This window comes from Streptomyces sp. NBC_00299 (assembly GCF_036173045.1).
GTDB lineage: Bacteria > Actinomycetota > Actinomycetes > Streptomycetales > Streptomycetaceae > Streptomyces > Streptomyces machairae.
The window spans coordinates 3,052,995-3,067,542 of the sequence record NZ_CP108039.1 but is presented as its reverse complement, the minus strand read 5'-3'; the positions used below and the strand labels follow the sequence as shown (position 1 = coordinate 3,067,542).

Sequence of the window (14,548 nt, the reverse complement as noted above, 5' to 3'; positions counted from 1 at the left end):
GTCTCAAAAGCATAACGGAAGCGCGCGTTGAGCGCGTTGCGGTGACCAATATGACCGCAAGTGAATCAGCAGTTCAGCGCCATGATCGAGAATCGGGGATGGTCGATTTATTGAGTTTGCCAGGGATGGTGAACCCTTCCTGTCGTGACTTGAGGCATAGCCTTTCGGCCTTGATCTCATGCGGGCCTGACGTAGGGTCCAAGACTGTTCCCGCAGGGGCTTCGTCCGTTCGCTTAACCGTTCGCGCTAGCGACTTCGTGCGTTCGGAGAGGCTCTTGCATGTCCTCGCGGCTCGCTCGCTGAGGTCGGCGTGCGCCCGTCCGCGGTGCTGCTCTCGGCGCTTGTGATCACCTCCATGAGCGCCGTTTGGGGACCCGAACATCGTTGACCCGTGGTGGCTGGCGCTCGGCTCACAGCAAGAGCCCCGATCGGCCGGTACGAAGGGATTGCTCAAATGTCTCCGCGAGACAGTCGTCGCGGCGCTACGGAATCTACGGTTCCCGCGCAGCAGAGGGCGAGCCGCCGACGGTTGGGGCGGTGGCGTACAGCTGAGAGGCGGACCGTGGAGCGCGACCTCCACCGCCGGCTGCGGCAGGAACTCCGCGACCTTGGCATCCACCCACCCCTGGATGTAGAGGAGCTGGCCAAGGCACTCAGCGAGAGGCGCGGACGCCCGATCGTCCTGCGCCCCTTCCCGCTGGAGAAGCCGGGGCCGTCGGGGCTGTGGATCGACCTGCCGGATATGGACGTGATCCTGTACCAGCAGGAGACGACCCGACTGCACCAGCGACAGATCATCCTTCACGAGATCCTCCACATCCTCGTCGCCGAGTGGGAGGGGGACCAGGCCGAGGAGGCGCTGGAGGAATCCCCCGACGACTTCGTCGAGGGTTGGGCGACCCTCATTCCTGTGCTCGATCCCAAGCTGATCCGGCGGGTCGCCCGCCGCTGCTCGTACGAGGACGAGGAGGAGTGCTCGGTCGAGCTCGCAGCCACGATCATCCTGGAGTGGTCCTCGGTGCTCGACGAACTCCCCCCGCTGTCGGAAAACCCGGAGGTACGTCGGGTTCAGTCCGCCCTGGGCGACCGGCGAGGGTGGCTGTAGTCGGTGAGCGAGATACTCCTGCTGATCATCGCGGCTGCGGTCGTCTGGCGGCTCTACCTGTGGTCGCGTGCCCCGCACGACGCTCCCACGCGCTCGGTCGCCCTCTCCCTCCTGTGCGCGGGTCTGTCGTATCCCATGGCCATGCCGGGGGGCAGCACCGGCATCGACACGGTGGCCGGGCACGGCGCGACGAAGGTGATCCAGAACGTCCTGCTGTTGGGGACGGTCTACTTCCTCATGTGCTTCTATCTGTACTCGGCCGACGGGCAGGCAGCCCGGCGTCGCGCACGGTGGGAAGCCGCCGTCGTGGCCACGGTCGCTGTGGCGATCATCCTGGCGGCCGTGAGCGTGCCGCACGAGGCGCTGGCCGGCTCGTTCAGCACGGCGGACATGACGGTCCCCCAGATCGCCTTCTTCTACGCCGCCGCCGGCCTGTATCTGATGTACGCGCTCGGTGTTGCCGGGCGGTGGTCCGCCCGCTATGCCCGCATGTCCAGTCGCCCTCACGCGACGGGGCTGTGGATGACTGCGATCGGCTTGGGGGCGATGGCGGTGGCCTGCGCCGTCCGTGCGGTCTTCGTCGCCGTCCGGTGGAGCGGGGGGTCCGTGCCGCACCAGCTCACGGCGAGCGTGGCGGTCGGGCTGGTGGTGTCGAGTCTGCTCTTCGTCGCGGGGGTCACCTATTCGGGGGTCCGCGCCAGGACCACGGCGACGCGGCTGTGGCTGCGCCGACGGCGGGATCACCGCCAGCTGACTCCGCTGTGGCAGTTGCTGATTGAGGTCTACCCCGAGAACGAGCTGCGCCCCGCCTCTCGGGGGCTCTGGGACCGGTGGCGGGCACGTGGCGTGCATCGCCGCTACCACCGGCGGATAGTGGAATGCCGGGACGGACTGGTCGACATCAGCCCCTACCTGGTACGCGGGCAGGACCGCACGGGCCCGCTGGACCTTGAGCCAGCTCAGCTGGCCCAGCGCCTGCTACTCGCCGCAGACATGATCAAGAACGGCGTCCCGGCACCGGGCCAGGCAGTCGCCTTGGCGGTGCCACAGGAAGACGATCGGAACGCGGACGTCCGTCAGCTCATCGCGGTGTCGGACGCACTTCGGCTGACCGCGTGAGCGTGGAAGAACAAGGGAGACGAGACGAGATGCTGATCACCGCCGGCCGGGTCCTGACCGGCTCCGGGACTTACCTGGAGGACGGTGCCGTCCTCGTCGAGGGCGACGCGATCACCGCGGTCGGGCCGCGCGCGCAGCTCGCTGACCACGTCGGGGCGGGCGGGACACATCTGGCGTTTCCTGACTCGACGGTGGTGCCCGGGCTGATCGACGCTCACGTGCATCTCGTGTTCGACGGCGGTGGTGACCCTGTGGCCGCCCTCCACGAGTTCAGCGACGGCAGGCTGCTCCAGGACATGCGCCGGCGCGCGGAGCAACTCCTGTCCAGCGGGGTGACGACGGTCCGGGACCTGGGAGACTGCCACGGCTTGGCGCTCCGCTTGGATGAAGAGATCAGCCAGGGCAGCACTTCCGGCCCGCGCATCGTGGCCGCGGGCACACCGGCCACTCCTCCTGGAGGGCACTGTCACTTCCTGGGCGGCGAGGTCTCAGGCGTGGACCAGGTCCGCGATCTCGTGCGGCGCAACATCGCGGCGGGCGCCGGCGTGATCAAGGCGATGGTCACCGGAGGCGGCCTGACCAAGGACGGGCCGAAGAGCTGGCAGAGCCAGTTCACGCCGGACGAACTCCAGGCCCTGGTCGACGAGGCCCACCAGGCCGGCGTGCCGGTGGCCGCCCACGCTCACGGTACGGACGGCATCACGGCGGCCGTCGAAGAAGGCGTCGACACGATCGAGCACTGCACCTGGATGACCGCCGACGGCTTCGACCTTCGCCAGGACGTCCTGAAGCAGATCATCGATCGGGACATCGCGGTCTGTCCGGCCGTCAGCCCTCACTGGGAGATGCTGCCCCGCTTCTTCGGGGAGGAGCGGGCGGAGGCCATGTTCGATCTCGTGCGACAGATGGCGGAGGCCGGAGCCAAGCTCATCGCTGGCACCGACGCCGGCGTCCAGCGCGCCGGATTCGACGGCCTCGTCCCCGCCCTTTCCTTCTACGCGCACCTTGGCCTGCCGAACAGCAGGATCCTCGACATGGCGACCGCCGACGCGGCCGGTGCACTCGGACTGGGTGAGACGACGGGCCGGATCGCTCCGAGGTTCCGCGCGGACCTGCTGGTGATTGACGGAGACCCTCTGGAAGACCTCAGTGCGCTGAAGAACGTCCGGGCCGTGGTCGCCGCCGGCCGCCTCCTCGAGTTGGGCAGGACGGCAGAACAGCAGTAGCAACCTTGCCTGTCCGCAGTCCGTGAGCTGCGGACAGGCGCTACTCGTTCCCGCCCGTTTCCTTCTCCTCCAGTTCCGCCACCAGCTCGTTGACGAGTGCCATCGCCTTCGGCGACAGGCCCTGCGCGCCCAGGCCACGAGCCTTGACCCGGCTCACTGCCCCCTTCTTGGCGGCTGCCAGCAGTTGTAGGCCCTCATAGACCTGAGCGGCCACGGCGTCGTCCGGCTTGAAGTACATCCTCGAGACACCGATGACGTCGGCCAGTGCGTCCAGAACCTCAGGGGCAGCGGTCTCAGCCACGCCCGTACGGAGATCCCGGAAGTCCTCCTCGGTGAGGATCTGCTCCCCGGCGCTGGCGTTCACCGCGCTCGCCATCTCCGCATCGGACGGCGGCCCCGGAGGACTGGGATACGAGCTGTTCAGCAGCAGGGTGATCTTCTCGGTCAGCGATCCGAGAGCAGCGTCAGCGGCTGGGGCCCTCTCCGCCTCCGACAGCGCAGATCCCTCGACCGGCATACCCTGCGCCTTGGCGATCGACCGGTCTTCCGCTCGCCGCAGTTCGACCTCGCTGACGCCGTATGCCGCAGCCAGAGCCGGGACGTACTTGTCCTTGAGCCGCCGCTCTCCGCGCTCGGCGCCTGCCACTGGCCCGGCGCTCTTGGTTCCGATCAGCGCGGCCGTCTCGTACTGGTAGTAGCCGGCATCGCAACGCAGATCAGTCAGATCGGGCGGCCCGGACCGCGGGAACAGATCATCTACATCGCGGCCGACAGCACGCGCCAGTGCCGGCAGCTTCTCAGGGTCCGGAGTCTGGGCACCGTTTTCCCAGCTAGCGACCGCCGAGTCGGATACGCCCAGCGCCTCGCCCACGGCAGCTTGGGAGATCTCGGCGGCTCGCCGCACCGTACGTAGACGGCTCCGGTCGAAGTGACGAGCAGACATCGGACCCTCGTTTTTTGTGCAAGCTGGAGGTCATCCAGTGTGTTGACTTTTTCTTCAGGCGGGAATAGCTTCAGCTTAGCGAAGAACGGGCACGGTTTGCACCCCTGCTCGATCTTCGTGTTCGCGACCTGTCGAGGCTCTTGGGCTGAGGTTGGGAGCGAGGGGAGTGCAACCGTGACGTCCTGTGCGTGGAGCGCTCTCAGCGGGAAGCGGCGCCGGCGAGTTCGTCTCTCGGGCGTCGGAAAGTGCGCGGCTTCGCCCCGGAAGGGGGCGGAGTCGTACTTCGGTCACTCCATGCCCTTGAACGGTACGCGCGAGTGGCTGTCGCGTGAGGAGTGTCGTATGTCTCTGCTTCGCCGCAGGGCCGACGGTAAAGCCGTCCGGCTCGAATGCGCGGTGCCTGCAGAGATTCCGTCGACGCTGATCCTCATGCTCTGCAGCAGCTTAGAAAACAGGCGTGGGCGTGGAGTCCCGTCGAGGACTGTGTCCTGACGCTCACCAACCCAGCGATATATGTCGAGTTGGCGTCGAATCGGCTCAGTACCCACTGTCAGCTGGAGTGTTGACCGCCGTCTGCATATGTTGCTGCTCCCTCGGCGGAACAGCCGAACCCGAGCCTCTCAAGGGAGAAAGCGAAAACCCCATCCAACGTCAAGTCCGCGGTTTTCAGAGGGAAATGACGCGGCGCCCAGGAGTTAGCAGCTCCCGGGCGCCAAGCCCGCCACCCCTGAGGGCGCGGATTCATAACCGGGGCGAGTCGGCTGACCTTTTCGACGAGAACGGCCGTCCCACCCCACCTACGAGTGAGGAATTCTCGCATGCCCGCGTCCCGAAGCGGAAGGGCGCTCGCCGCCCAGCCCGCCAAGGCCGTTGAACCCGCTGACGGCACCCGCCAGCACCGCCTGGCTGTCCTCCTGACGGACATGGTGCCGGGTGCCCGCATCATCCGCGTCTCGCAGCATCAGCCCAGCCAGACCTGGCCGAGCCCCTACACCCGCGCGTACGACGAGCGGGGGCAGCCCATGCCCCTCAACCGGACCCAGCGCGTGGCCGCCGCCCGCTGGGTGATCCGCGCCTTCCCCGAGGCGAACTGGGACGAGGCACACGACCTCGACCTCGCCACTGGGACCCTGCGTCCCACGGCCGGGCCCCGCGCTCATTCGGACGGGGGCCGCTGACCCGTGGCCCGGATCCGAACGATCAAGCCCGAAGCCTTCGCGTCCGAGTCGCTCGCCGCGGTCTCCCTCGCTGCGGAGCGGACCTTCTTCGGCCTCCTCACCCAGGCCGACGACCACGGTCGCTTCCGCGACCAGCCTGCCGTGATCACCGGACTGCTGTGGTCGCTGCGCCCGGAGCATGGCCCCGTGGACGTCGAGGACGACCTGACCCAGCTCGCCGCCGCCCACCTGATCTGCCGCTACGAAGGTGATGACGGCAAGCGGTACCTGCACATCGTCACCTGGCGCCAGCACCAGAAGGTCAACCGGCCCAGCGGCGTCCGCTTCCCCGCGTGCCCGCACCACGACGTCGAGCAGCCCACGCCGGACGCACCACGAACTCACGGAGACGGCACTGAGTCCTCCATGAAGACTCACGGAGGACTCAGTGAGGACTCACGCAACCCGCACGAGCTCCCCGCGCAGCACAAAACCGCAGCTCAGAGCACACCCCGTGAGCCCTCACGGAGCCTTCATGGAGGACTCAGTGAGCCCTCCATGAGCCCTCACGGTCCGGATCTAGGACCTAGGAACTTGGATCTAGGAACTACTTCTCCTTCAGGGGGCGCAGGCGCCCCCGCACCGGAGACCGTCTCGACCCAGCAGCTCATGGCCGAGTACGCGGCTGCCTGTGCCCACCGCCCGCCCAGCGGCGTGCTCGGTCACCTCGGACGGGAGACCGCCAAGCTCCTCGCGGAGGGCATCGACCCCGACCACATACGGGCCGGGCTGGCCCGTCACCGGGCGAAGGGGCTGCACCCGAGCACCTTGCCGAGCCTGGTCCACGAGGCCATGAACGCCACCCCCGCCGGTTTGGTGCGGACGGAATCGCGGCCTAACGTGCCCGGTCACCGGGCCTGGGCCAACCCCGCCGACCCTGCCGCCGCCTACGCCGAGGAGCTGTGATGCGCGACCACGACGCCCAGCCCATCGGCGGCATCGCCCGCCGCCTGGCCAACATCCTGACCGCGCGAGGCATCGATCCGGCGGCTCCGCTCTCCGACCCCGCCGAGCCCATCCCCGCCCTCCAAGCGGCGCAGGACCGCATCCCGGCCCGGTACCGGGCCGCGGTCGCCGACCACCCGGCGGTCGCCTCTTGGGTCCGCGCGATCGCCGAGGCCGGCCGTCCCGGACCCAAGGGGGCCCCGGGCATCGCGCAGGGCCGCTCGCTGCTGATCGTCGGCACCACCGGCACGGGGAAGACCCATCAGGCGTACGGCGCGATCCGGTCCCTGCTCATCGCCGGAGTCCGGCTGCGCTGGAAGGCGACCACGGCCGCCGACCTGTACGCCGAGCTGCGACCCCGCCCCGGGCACGACGGCGAGCGGGAGCTGATGGACCTCGCCCGCTGCCCGCTGTTGATCATCGACGACCTCGGCGCGGCCAAGAACAGCGAGTGGACCGAGGAGATCACGATGCGGCTGATCAACCGCCGCTACAACGAGATGCTCCCGACCCTCATCACCACCAACCTCGGCATGGCCGACCTGCGTCAGCACATCGGCGACCGGGTCGCCTCCCGGCTGACCGAGATGAGCGACAAGGTCATCCTCGACGGCCCCGACCGCAGACGAGCCCTCGCAGCTGAGCGGCGCCGCATCGCCGCCGCCTGATCCCTGCCACGACCGGCTGCCGCCGCCTCCGCCTCCTTCACGCACCAACCCCTGGGACGCGCCTGCCCAAAAACGCGCCCGGGGCGACCGGAGACACTCACATGCACAGCACCGAGAACCAGACCCCGCGCACCCTCGGCGACCTCACCTGGCACGACAGCGCCGCCTGCCGCTCGACGCCCCACCACCAGGTCGACCCGGAGATCTTCTTCCCCGAGCCGGACGAGATGGACCGCATCCGCGCCGCCAAGGCCCTGTGCGCGCAGTGCCCCGTCCGCGCCACCTGCCTCGACGCCGCCCTCGAAAACGGCGACCGCGACGGCATCCGGGGCGGCATGACCGAAGAGGAACGCGACCCCCTGCACCGCAGGCTCCACCGCCGCTTCGACTACGCCCGCGTGAACGAGGTGTTGGCCGGCCGCGACATCCACCTCACCCAGGCCGAGCGCGACGCCGTCGTCATAGCCGCCTACCACGCCAAGGTGCCGGCCGAGCGGCTCGCCTGGCTGCTCAAGTTCACCGAGGAGCACGCGGAGAAGCTCTACCGCAGCATCCGCCGGGAGATCCGCAACCGCGCCGTCGACCAGAAGAAGGCGAACAAGGGGAAGAAGAAGCCCAAGAGCCCCACCAAGGAGCTCAAGACACCCGCAGCCGAGACCCCCGCACGCGACGACCTTGGGACGGCCGCGTGAGCCACAGCGCACCAACACCGGCTCAGATCACCGGCTGGGACCGAGCCGCGATCGTCGCGCTCGGCGGCGCAGGGTGCGCGCTCTCGTACGACGCCCTGCAGCAGATGGCCACCGCCATCCACGTCCGCGGCCCCCTCACGTTTGTCTTCCCCCTGGTGATCGACGGCTTCATCGCCTACGGGGTACGAGCCCTCCTGGTCCTGCGCACCGCCACCTTCGCGGCCCGCCTGTACGTGTGGACGCTGTTCGGCACGGCCACGGCCGCCAGCATCTGGGCCAACGCCCTGCACGCCGTACGCCTCAACCAGCAGTACCCCGAAGGTGGCGGACTCCGACTCGGCGACGTCACCGTCGGAGCCCTGTCCACCCTCGCCCCGCTCGCCCTGGCCGGAGCCGTCCACCTCTACATCCTCATCGCCCGCCGGGTCACCGAAACCGGTCACCACGGACACCCGGACGCCCTCGCCGTCCGCACCGACCGGATCACCGCTGACCGGCCGGAGACTTCGCGGACGGCGGACGGACACCGGCCGGTCACCTCCGGACACTCGGCCGCCCTCTCCGGACCGGAGAGCAGCCGCCCGGCGGTCGCCTCCGGCCCGGACGTACCGCGAGCGGCTGACCGGGAGGAGCTGTCCGGACACCCGGAGAGCGTCCCGGAGCCAGAGCCCGCGCACGGCGGAGATGCCGCTGACCTGGGCGGACAGCCGGTCAGCAGACCTGTCCCGGTCACCCGCCTGCGGCTGGCCGCCGCGTCGGTCACCGAGCCGGAGACCCGTCCGGACAACGCCTCGGAGACCTCGGACAACGGCCGTCCGGACACCGCCCCGTCGGCGGACACCCTCCTGCCGATCGCCCGCCAGGCGGTCGCCGACGCGGGCAAGGTCACCCGCGAGGTCGTCGCGGAAGCCATCCGCGGACAGGGCAAAACGCTGGCCAATGACCGGCTGACCGCCCTGATGCGACAACTCCGCGCCGAAACCGGCCAGGACCCGGCCAGCAAGACCGGCTGACCGAATGGCCTGGACAGGCGGGCGGCCATCGGCAACCGCCGGACCGCCCGCCCTCACCCCACCAAGTTCGTTCACGCACCGGAGACACACAATGCGCACCACACCAGCCACCCCCGCCGAAGCCGACGCCTGGATCACCGTGCTCCGACGGTACGGACACCTTCACCGCGCCGAACCCGGCCCGGACGGCACCTGGACCGTGCAGCGAACCCCCGCCAGCACGCCCCGCACCCTGCACCACCCGGTCCTCGCCCTCGACTTCGTCGCCGAGGTCCTCCGCGACACGCGCCGTACGAAGGCCCAGACGCTCTGATGACACGCTCCGAGTCGGCCGACACCACCTCCGACCTGCAGCAAGACCACTGCCCGGCACGCAGCCGAGCAAGCTGTAGCTTCCGAAACTCCTCCGCAGCCCGTGGCAGCGGAGGAGTTTCGGAAGCGCATGCCCCCGCCCCAGGAGGGGCGGGGGAGGCCCGGCACCAGGGGGTGCCGGACTCGGAGGCTGCGACCGAGGGCGGATCGCAGCCAGGGGAGGAACCGAACCCGCCCGCCACGCCGCGTACGCGCCCCCGCCTGCGCCAGAGCGTGCACCGCGACCAAGTCCGCAGCGTCCGCCTGACCTCCGACGAACTCGAGCTGGTGAAGCGCGCCGCAGAAGCCGTCGGCCTGAAGACCGCCGGGTTCCTCGCCGACGCCGCGGTCGCGGTCGCCCAGGCCCAAGGAGGTCCCCAGCCATGGCTGTTGGACCAGCGCGGCCGGGTCGAAGAACTGATGGCCGCCAGCGCACAGCTCGCCCGCGCCGGCAACAACCTCAACCAGGTGGCCCGCATCCTCAACTCCGGCGGTCAGGCGGCCTACGCGGACGACGCGGTCGCCCGTGTCCTGCGCGCGGCGGACCGGGTCGAGGCCGCCGCGATCGAGATCGCGCGGCGCTGACGGTGGTCCCCGACATCTCCACCGGCAGCCGGACGTACGGACTGCTCAACTACCTCTACGGTCCCGGTCGTCGGGACGAGCACACCGACCCGCACCTCGTCGCGTCCTGGATGCCAGGGCTCGCCCCCGACCCCGGACGCGATCCGGCCGCCACGCTCAAGCAGCTCACCGACCGGCTCGACCTGCCCGTGCTCGCCCTTCCGAAGAACCGCCGTCCGGCCCGGCACGTGTGGCACTGCCCCGTCCGCACGGCACCCGGCGACCGTCACCTCAGCGACGCCGAATGGGCCGAGGTCGCCCGCCGCATCGTCCACGCCACCGGTATCGCCGAGGAAGGTGACGCCAAGGCCTGCCGGTGGATCGCCGTACGCCACGCCGACGACCACATCCACATCGTCGCCACCCTCGTCCGCGAAGACAGCCGCCGCCCCCGCCGCCACGAGGACGGCATCCGTGCGCAGGCCGAATGCCGAAAGATCGAGAAGGAGTTCGGCCTGCAGGTCCTCAACGGCGGCGACCGCACCGCTGCCCAGCGCCCCACCAGCGCAGAACGTTCCAAGGCCGAGCGATCCGGCCGTACCGAGACTCCCCGCGAGACGCTGCGGGAGAGCGTTCGCCACGCCCTGGCCGGAGCCGCCAGCGAGGAGGAGTTCTTCCACCGCCTCGCCGAGGCCGGCCTCAGGGTCGAAAAGCGCATCGCCCCGTCCGGCGACACCCTCGGATACAAGGTCGCCCTCCCCGGCGACCGCAACCGCGACGGCGAACCCATCTGGTTCTCCGGCTCGAAACTCGCCCCGGACCTCTCCCTCCCCAGGATCCGTCAGCGCCTCGACGCGGGACCCTCTGATGACGAACCCGTCACCGACCATGCCGGTGAACGAGCACCTCGCCCGGCCCGCGCTCGACGCCAGGCAGCCCCGGTTGCCGAACGGGCGGCATCGATCCTCGACGGGAACGACGACGAGGACTCCGCTGCCCAACTGGCCGGCGTCGGCGAACTCCTCGACGCACTTGCCCAGACCGCTCCGGTCTCGACCCGTAAGGAACTGGTCGAGGCCGCTCGCGCCTTCGAACGCGCCACCCGTTCCCACATCCGCGCCGAGCGTGCCGACAACCGAGCCATCCGCTCCGCCGCCCGCGGCATCATCCGCGCCGGTAACTCCCTCGGCAAAGGCGAAGACGGCGGCACCACCGCGATGCTCCTGTCCACGATGGTCCTCGTCACCATCGCCGCCGTGCGCTGGCACTCCGCCCGCGGCCACGCCCAGCAGGCAGCCGCCGCCCAACGAGCCGCTCAACACCTGCGCAGCGCCTACCGATCAGCCGCCGCTGCCCCCATGCACACAATGCGCGAGCACGGCCGTCGCCTCCCCGAACCCGTACTAGAGCGGTACACCGGCACCCTCGAAACTGCCCTGCCCGAGCAGGCCGACTCCGTACGCCGCGAGCCCGGCTGGGACGCCCTCGCCGCCACCCTGGACCAGGCCGAGCGCGCTGGACACGACCCAGACGCCCTGCTCCAGCAGGCCATCGAATGGCGCGAACTGGACACCGCGGACAGCGTCACCGACGTCCTCGTCTGGCGGCTGCGACGCATCGGCAAACTCCCCGCCACCATGGACCTGCCCCGCGCCCGTACGAGCGCGCGGGCAGCGCAATCACGCTCCTACCCGTCCCCGCCACAGGCGCCCGAGACGACCACTGAGACCCGCCATGTCGCCCCGCGCTCCCGAGGGTCGAGGCGCTGAGCAGCACAAAGAGCTGGACACCGACCGCCAGTGCCTGTTAGGGCTGGTTGATATGGAGAAGGAGACGATGCAGATCCTCAACGAAGGGCTCCACCCTCAGAGAACCGTTCTGCCGGAGACGGCCCTCGGCGACGACCCTCTGCTGCGGCTCCAGCAGGAGTTGCAGCTCGTTGACGGCAACATCGGTCTCCGTGCCACCACCCACCCCGAGGAAATCGTCATCACCGGGATCCCCGTGATGTGCCCGCAGTGTGGCGCCCGGCGCGACTGGATGGTGATCTGCGACCGCAACGAGATCAGCATCCGCTGCCGCTGCGCACACCAGTGGGTCGAGCGCGAACTGACCCGCGCGGACTACGAGGCGATGATCGACGTCGGAGGCCAGGACTACCCGAGCTTGGGGGCCGCGGCCCAGGCAGCGGGCTACGACGGTATGTTCGCCGGCATCTATCTGACCGAGCGCAGGCCCGAGTAGGGCCTGCGGCCAAGCACCGTAGACGCCGCCCGGTGGCGCATGCCCACAGGCTTACAAGGTTCCATGAGAACCACCAGGTCTCGCTTCTAGCGAACCTCAAGTAAGCCTGGCCGTAGGCAGAATGGGGCGATGGACGCTGGACTCGCCGCGCTGATCGGAGCCGCCGTAGGCTCACTTGCCACCCTTGGCTCCGCGATGGTCACCGGGCGCGCGGCGGCCCGCTCGCAGTTCGGGCAGTGGCGTCGGCAGCACCGCCGGGACGCCTACGCGAACTACCTGGGTGCGGTGTACGACCGTGATGTCGCCCTGGACGCAGTGCGCGACGCGCTACGGGCGGACCGGCCGGACCTGAGGGACGTCGACGAGAAGATGGAGCGCTTCGTCGCCCAGGCCCGGGCCGTCCACCGGGCCGCCGAACTTGTCATCCTGGAGGGGCCGTCTTCCGTGGTGGAGGCGCTGTACGGTGTGGTCCACGCGGCTGCCGACCTCGCCGAGGTCGTGCGGCGGATGGTGCGTGACGCCCACGCGGAAGACACCTCCCGCAAGGCCGAGGACACCGCGCTCGCCGCAGAGCGGGAGCACTTGCTGTACCAGGCTGTGAAGGGACTTCGCGCAGCAGCCGCCGACGTCCTGGGCGACAGGGGGATACGCCTCTAATAGCCGCGCTCGTGGGCGCACCGGCGGTTTGCAGTAGGAAGGCACTCGGCAGTCCGAGACAGGACTGCGACGCCCGAACGCCACGAGGACTGCCCCAATTTTGGGGCAGCCCTCGGAAGTTCGCGGCGAGCGGATCGTCAGCGGGTCGCTAGGTGGTTGGCGAGCTGGAGCGCGTCGGTGGCGATGGACAGCGCGGTGTGAAGCCCAATGACCTCGTGAAGGGTGGGGTGTACGACGGCGGTCCAGTCGCCGTGCAGGTCCGGCCAGCTGGCGAGGAGTACCTCTGCCGAGGCCAGACGGAGGTGAGCGGCCACATCCATTCCGTCTCCGAGGCTGGTCTTCCAGCTGAGCAGGATGGAGCCGGGATGGAGACGCTCGGGCTCCACGTCGGTTATCCACACCGTGTGGATCGGCTGGGTGGGATGAGGAGGCACGCAGCGCAGGAGTGCGCCACGCACCGACGGTGGCATGGGGTGATGGACCAGATCACTGAGGAGCAGGTGTTGCGAGGAGTCGGAGGAGTTAATCGGCGACGCAGCGGGCCGTGTACGCGGGTGGCACGTCATACGTCGGCCCAGTCCAGCTGGTTGCGGACGGCGGGTGGCAGCACGCCCTCCTGGCCGTTTTCAGCGATGTAGACGGCTCCGTTCGATCCGGTGATCTCCACGATGTGGCCGATGCGGTGGGCGTAGGGCCAGTCGGGATTGATGGCGAGGCACACGGGGAGGTCGGGGTCGAAGGTCTGGAGCTGATGAACCAGTTGGCTAACGGTGATCTCGTAGGGCAAGACAGTCTCCTGGGCGGTGAGAGTGCGGAGCGGGTGTCACACGCAGGTGCAGTAGCGGGTGGGGAGGGCGATCAGAGCGGCGAGGAATCCGGCGACGGCCTGTGCCGGGGTATCCGGCCCGAAGGTCTGGCGCCAGGCCCTGGTGCCGTCGTTGTCCGTGACGTGGATGTGCCACAGCTCACCGCGTGCTGCCTCCCGGCTTTCGGGGAGGAAGCCCACGTACACGCGTCGGTCGGGGCTGGAGCAGTGGACGTTGCATTCCAAGTCGGCGGCGACGTCCCATCCCTGGTCCTTGAGAAGGTCGGTCACGGGTCGGGCGCAGTGGCATTCGAGAAGCCACTCACGCTCGCCGAGGGCGGGCGGAGGAAGTTTTGCGAGAGGCCGGAGCGTCGTTGTGGCGGTGAGCGTCACGAACAGAGAACCCTTCGTTGACCTGCGGTTTTTCCGGGCTCCCGTACGTTGACATGGTCTTGGGCGGTGTCTCCAGTCGTTGCCCGTGGTGCGCGTCTGCCGTGGGCGAACTGGGCGCGGATGCGACGACTGCTGTCCGTCCAACGCGGAATGAAACGGTCATCCGCTTAGCTGGTGCGGGAGCGGCCGTTCGCGGGGCCGGGTGGAGAGAAGGGGAGGAGCTGGCTTGAGCAGCGAGGAGATTCGCGCGCACGACGAGGCCGTCGACGACGTCGAGGCGGCTTCGTTGGGCCGGTCCCGGATGGCTGATGGGCGGAGGATCGAGCTGAGCGTGGGGGAACTGGCCCGGCTGGTGGACGCCGAGGCCGACGGTTCCCTGTGAGGCAGGTCGGTGCGAGTGGGGCGGCATCGGCTAACTCCGCGCAGGGCGAGGCCTGTTGTGTGGAGTGTTCTGGTGCGCCGTGGCGTCGGCGCTCGGCTGGTCCCTTGCCGGCTTTGTCGTCGGCGCGCCGGAGCGAGCCAGCGCCGCCTCGGCCCGAGGCTCCGCTGACCGCTTCAACGACCGGGCTCGGGTGCGGCAGTACGTGGCGTACCGGCCGCCCTCGT

General features: G+C 69.4%; 18 protein-coding genes. 14 read left to right on the top strand and 4 right to left on the bottom strand.

Annotated features, from left to right (window positions below; all coding sequences use genetic code 11):
* The first annotated feature begins 562 nt into the window (after nucleotides 1-562).
* The 3 genes from OHT51_RS13365 to OHT51_RS13355 are packed head-to-tail and all read left to right on the top strand — an operon-like array spanning nucleotide 563 to nucleotide 3,450.
* Nucleotides 563-1,105: a hypothetical protein gene (locus tag OHT51_RS13365; protein WP_328879148.1), complete on the top strand. Its 543-nt coding sequence runs from the start codon at nucleotides 563-565 to the stop codon at nucleotides 1,103-1,105.
* A gap of 3 nt (nucleotides 1,106-1,108) precedes the next feature.
* Nucleotides 1,109-2,224 carry an MAB_1171c family putative transporter gene (locus OHT51_RS13360; protein WP_328879147.1) on the top strand — a complete coding sequence of 372 codons (1,116 nt, stop codon included), beginning with the start codon at nucleotides 1,109-1,111 and terminating at the stop codon, nucleotides 2,222-2,224.
* A gap of 29 nt (nucleotides 2,225-2,253) precedes the next feature.
* Nucleotides 2,254-3,450 carry an amidohydrolase family protein gene (locus tag OHT51_RS13355; protein WP_328879146.1) on the top strand — a complete coding sequence of 399 codons (1,197 nt, stop codon included), beginning with the start codon at nucleotides 2,254-2,256 and terminating at the stop codon, nucleotides 3,448-3,450.
* Nucleotides 3,451-3,490: 40 nt separating this feature from the next.
* On the opposite strand, the gene OHT51_RS13350 is transcribed toward OHT51_RS13355, so the two are convergent.
* Nucleotides 3,491-4,393, bottom strand: a complete 903-nt coding sequence (locus OHT51_RS13350; protein WP_328879145.1) for a helix-turn-helix transcriptional regulator — start codon at nucleotides 4,391-4,393, stop codon at nucleotides 3,491-3,493.
* An 818-nt stretch (nucleotides 4,394-5,211) separates the two neighbouring features.
* On the opposite strand from OHT51_RS13350, the gene OHT51_RS13345 reads away from it, so the two are divergent.
* From OHT51_RS13345 to OHT51_RS13300, 10 genes are all read left to right on the top strand, one after another.
* Nucleotides 5,212-5,571 carry a hypothetical protein gene (locus OHT51_RS13345; protein WP_328879144.1) on the top strand — a complete coding sequence of 120 codons (360 nt, stop codon included), beginning with the start codon at nucleotides 5,212-5,214 and terminating at the stop codon, nucleotides 5,569-5,571.
* Nucleotides 5,572-5,574: 3 nt separating this feature from the next.
* The gene (locus tag OHT51_RS13340; RefSeq protein ID WP_328879143.1) at nucleotides 5,575-6,516 is read left to right on the top strand and encodes a hypothetical protein; all 942 of its coding nucleotides are present in this window, start codon (nucleotides 5,575-5,577) and stop codon (nucleotides 6,514-6,516) included.
* The gene (locus OHT51_RS13335) at nucleotides 6,516-7,223 is read left to right on the top strand and encodes an ATP-binding protein (protein WP_328879142.1); all 708 of its coding nucleotides are present in this window, start codon (nucleotides 6,516-6,518) and stop codon (nucleotides 7,221-7,223) included. The genes OHT51_RS13340 and OHT51_RS13335 overlap by 1 nt, the downstream gene beginning before the upstream one ends.
* Before the next feature lie 101 nt (nucleotides 7,224-7,324).
* Nucleotides 7,325-7,915 carry a WhiB family transcriptional regulator gene (locus tag OHT51_RS13330; protein ID WP_328879141.1) on the top strand — a complete coding sequence of 197 codons (591 nt, stop codon included), beginning with the start codon at nucleotides 7,325-7,327 and terminating at the stop codon, nucleotides 7,913-7,915.
* Nucleotides 7,912-8,928 carry a DUF2637 domain-containing protein gene (locus OHT51_RS13325; protein WP_328879140.1) on the top strand — a complete coding sequence of 339 codons (1,017 nt, stop codon included), beginning with the start codon at nucleotides 7,912-7,914 and terminating at the stop codon, nucleotides 8,926-8,928. The genes OHT51_RS13330 and OHT51_RS13325 overlap by 4 nt, the downstream gene beginning before the upstream one ends.
* 91 nt (nucleotides 8,929-9,019) lie before the next feature.
* Nucleotides 9,020-9,241, top strand: a complete 222-nt coding sequence (locus OHT51_RS13320) for a hypothetical protein (protein WP_328879139.1) — start codon at nucleotides 9,020-9,022, stop codon at nucleotides 9,239-9,241.
* Between the two features lie 272 nt (nucleotides 9,242-9,513).
* Nucleotides 9,514-9,864 carry a plasmid mobilization protein gene (locus tag OHT51_RS13315; RefSeq protein WP_328879138.1) on the top strand — a complete coding sequence of 117 codons (351 nt, stop codon included), beginning with the start codon at nucleotides 9,514-9,516 and terminating at the stop codon, nucleotides 9,862-9,864.
* A 2-nt stretch (nucleotides 9,865-9,866) separates the two neighbouring features.
* Complete coding sequence (locus tag OHT51_RS13310; protein WP_328879137.1) at nucleotides 9,867-11,612, top strand: relaxase/mobilization nuclease domain-containing protein; 1,746 nt, start codon at nucleotides 9,867-9,869, stop codon at nucleotides 11,610-11,612.
* Between the two features lie 52 nt (nucleotides 11,613-11,664).
* Nucleotides 11,665-12,087, top strand: a complete 423-nt coding sequence (locus OHT51_RS13305; RefSeq protein ID WP_328879136.1) for a hypothetical protein — start codon at nucleotides 11,665-11,667, stop codon at nucleotides 12,085-12,087.
* 129 nt (nucleotides 12,088-12,216) lie between these two features.
* Entirely contained in the window at nucleotides 12,217-12,744 is a 528-nt protein-coding gene (locus tag OHT51_RS13300) for a proline dehydrogenase (RefSeq protein ID WP_328879135.1), read from the top strand.
* A gap of 137 nt (nucleotides 12,745-12,881) precedes the next feature.
* Here the strand turns inward: OHT51_RS13300 and OHT51_RS13295 are convergent, their stop codons facing one another.
* From OHT51_RS13295 to OHT51_RS13285, 3 genes are all read right to left on the bottom strand, one after another.
* Nucleotides 12,882-13,202, bottom strand: a complete 321-nt coding sequence (locus OHT51_RS13295; protein WP_328879134.1) for an esterase — start codon at nucleotides 13,200-13,202, stop codon at nucleotides 12,882-12,884.
* A gap of 104 nt (nucleotides 13,203-13,306) precedes the next feature.
* Entirely contained in the window at nucleotides 13,307-13,531 is a 225-nt protein-coding gene (locus OHT51_RS13290; protein WP_328879133.1) for a hypothetical protein, read from the bottom strand.
* A gap of 36 nt (nucleotides 13,532-13,567) precedes the next feature.
* Nucleotides 13,568-13,840, bottom strand: coding sequence for a DUF317 domain-containing protein (locus tag OHT51_RS13285; RefSeq protein ID WP_328879132.1), 273 nt, complete (start codon nucleotides 13,838-13,840; stop codon nucleotides 13,568-13,570).
* Nucleotides 13,841-14,168: 328 nt separating this feature from the next.
* Here OHT51_RS13285 and OHT51_RS13280 point away from each other — a divergent pair, with 328 nt between their 5' ends.
* A complete protein-coding gene (locus OHT51_RS13280; protein WP_328879131.1) occupies nucleotides 14,169-14,324 on the top strand; it encodes a hypothetical protein in 156 nt (51 codons plus the stop codon).
* The last annotated feature ends 224 nt before the right edge of the window (nucleotides 14,325-14,548 follow it).

Coding starts and splice junctions, on each gene's coding strand:
- OHT51_RS13355 (WP_328879146.1), top strand. CDS start 2,254: ATGCTGATCACCGCCGGCCGGGTCCTGACCGGCTCCGGGACTTACCTG.
- OHT51_RS13350 (WP_328879145.1), bottom strand. CDS start 4,393: ATGTCTGCTCGTCACTTCGACCGGAGCCGTCTACGTACGGTGCGGCGA.
- OHT51_RS13345 (WP_328879144.1), top strand. CDS start 5,212: ATGCCCGCGTCCCGAAGCGGAAGGGCGCTCGCCGCCCAGCCCGCCAAG.
- OHT51_RS13335 (WP_328879142.1), top strand. CDS start 6,516: ATGCGCGACCACGACGCCCAGCCCATCGGCGGCATCGCCCGCCGCCTG.
- OHT51_RS13330 (WP_328879141.1), top strand. CDS start 7,325: ATGCACAGCACCGAGAACCAGACCCCGCGCACCCTCGGCGACCTCACC.
- OHT51_RS13320 (WP_328879139.1), top strand. CDS start 9,020: ATGCGCACCACACCAGCCACCCCCGCCGAAGCCGACGCCTGGATCACC.
- OHT51_RS13305 (WP_328879136.1), top strand. CDS start 11,665: ATGGAGAAGGAGACGATGCAGATCCTCAACGAAGGGCTCCACCCTCAG.
- OHT51_RS13300 (WP_328879135.1), top strand. CDS start 12,217: ATGGACGCTGGACTCGCCGCGCTGATCGGAGCCGCCGTAGGCTCACTT.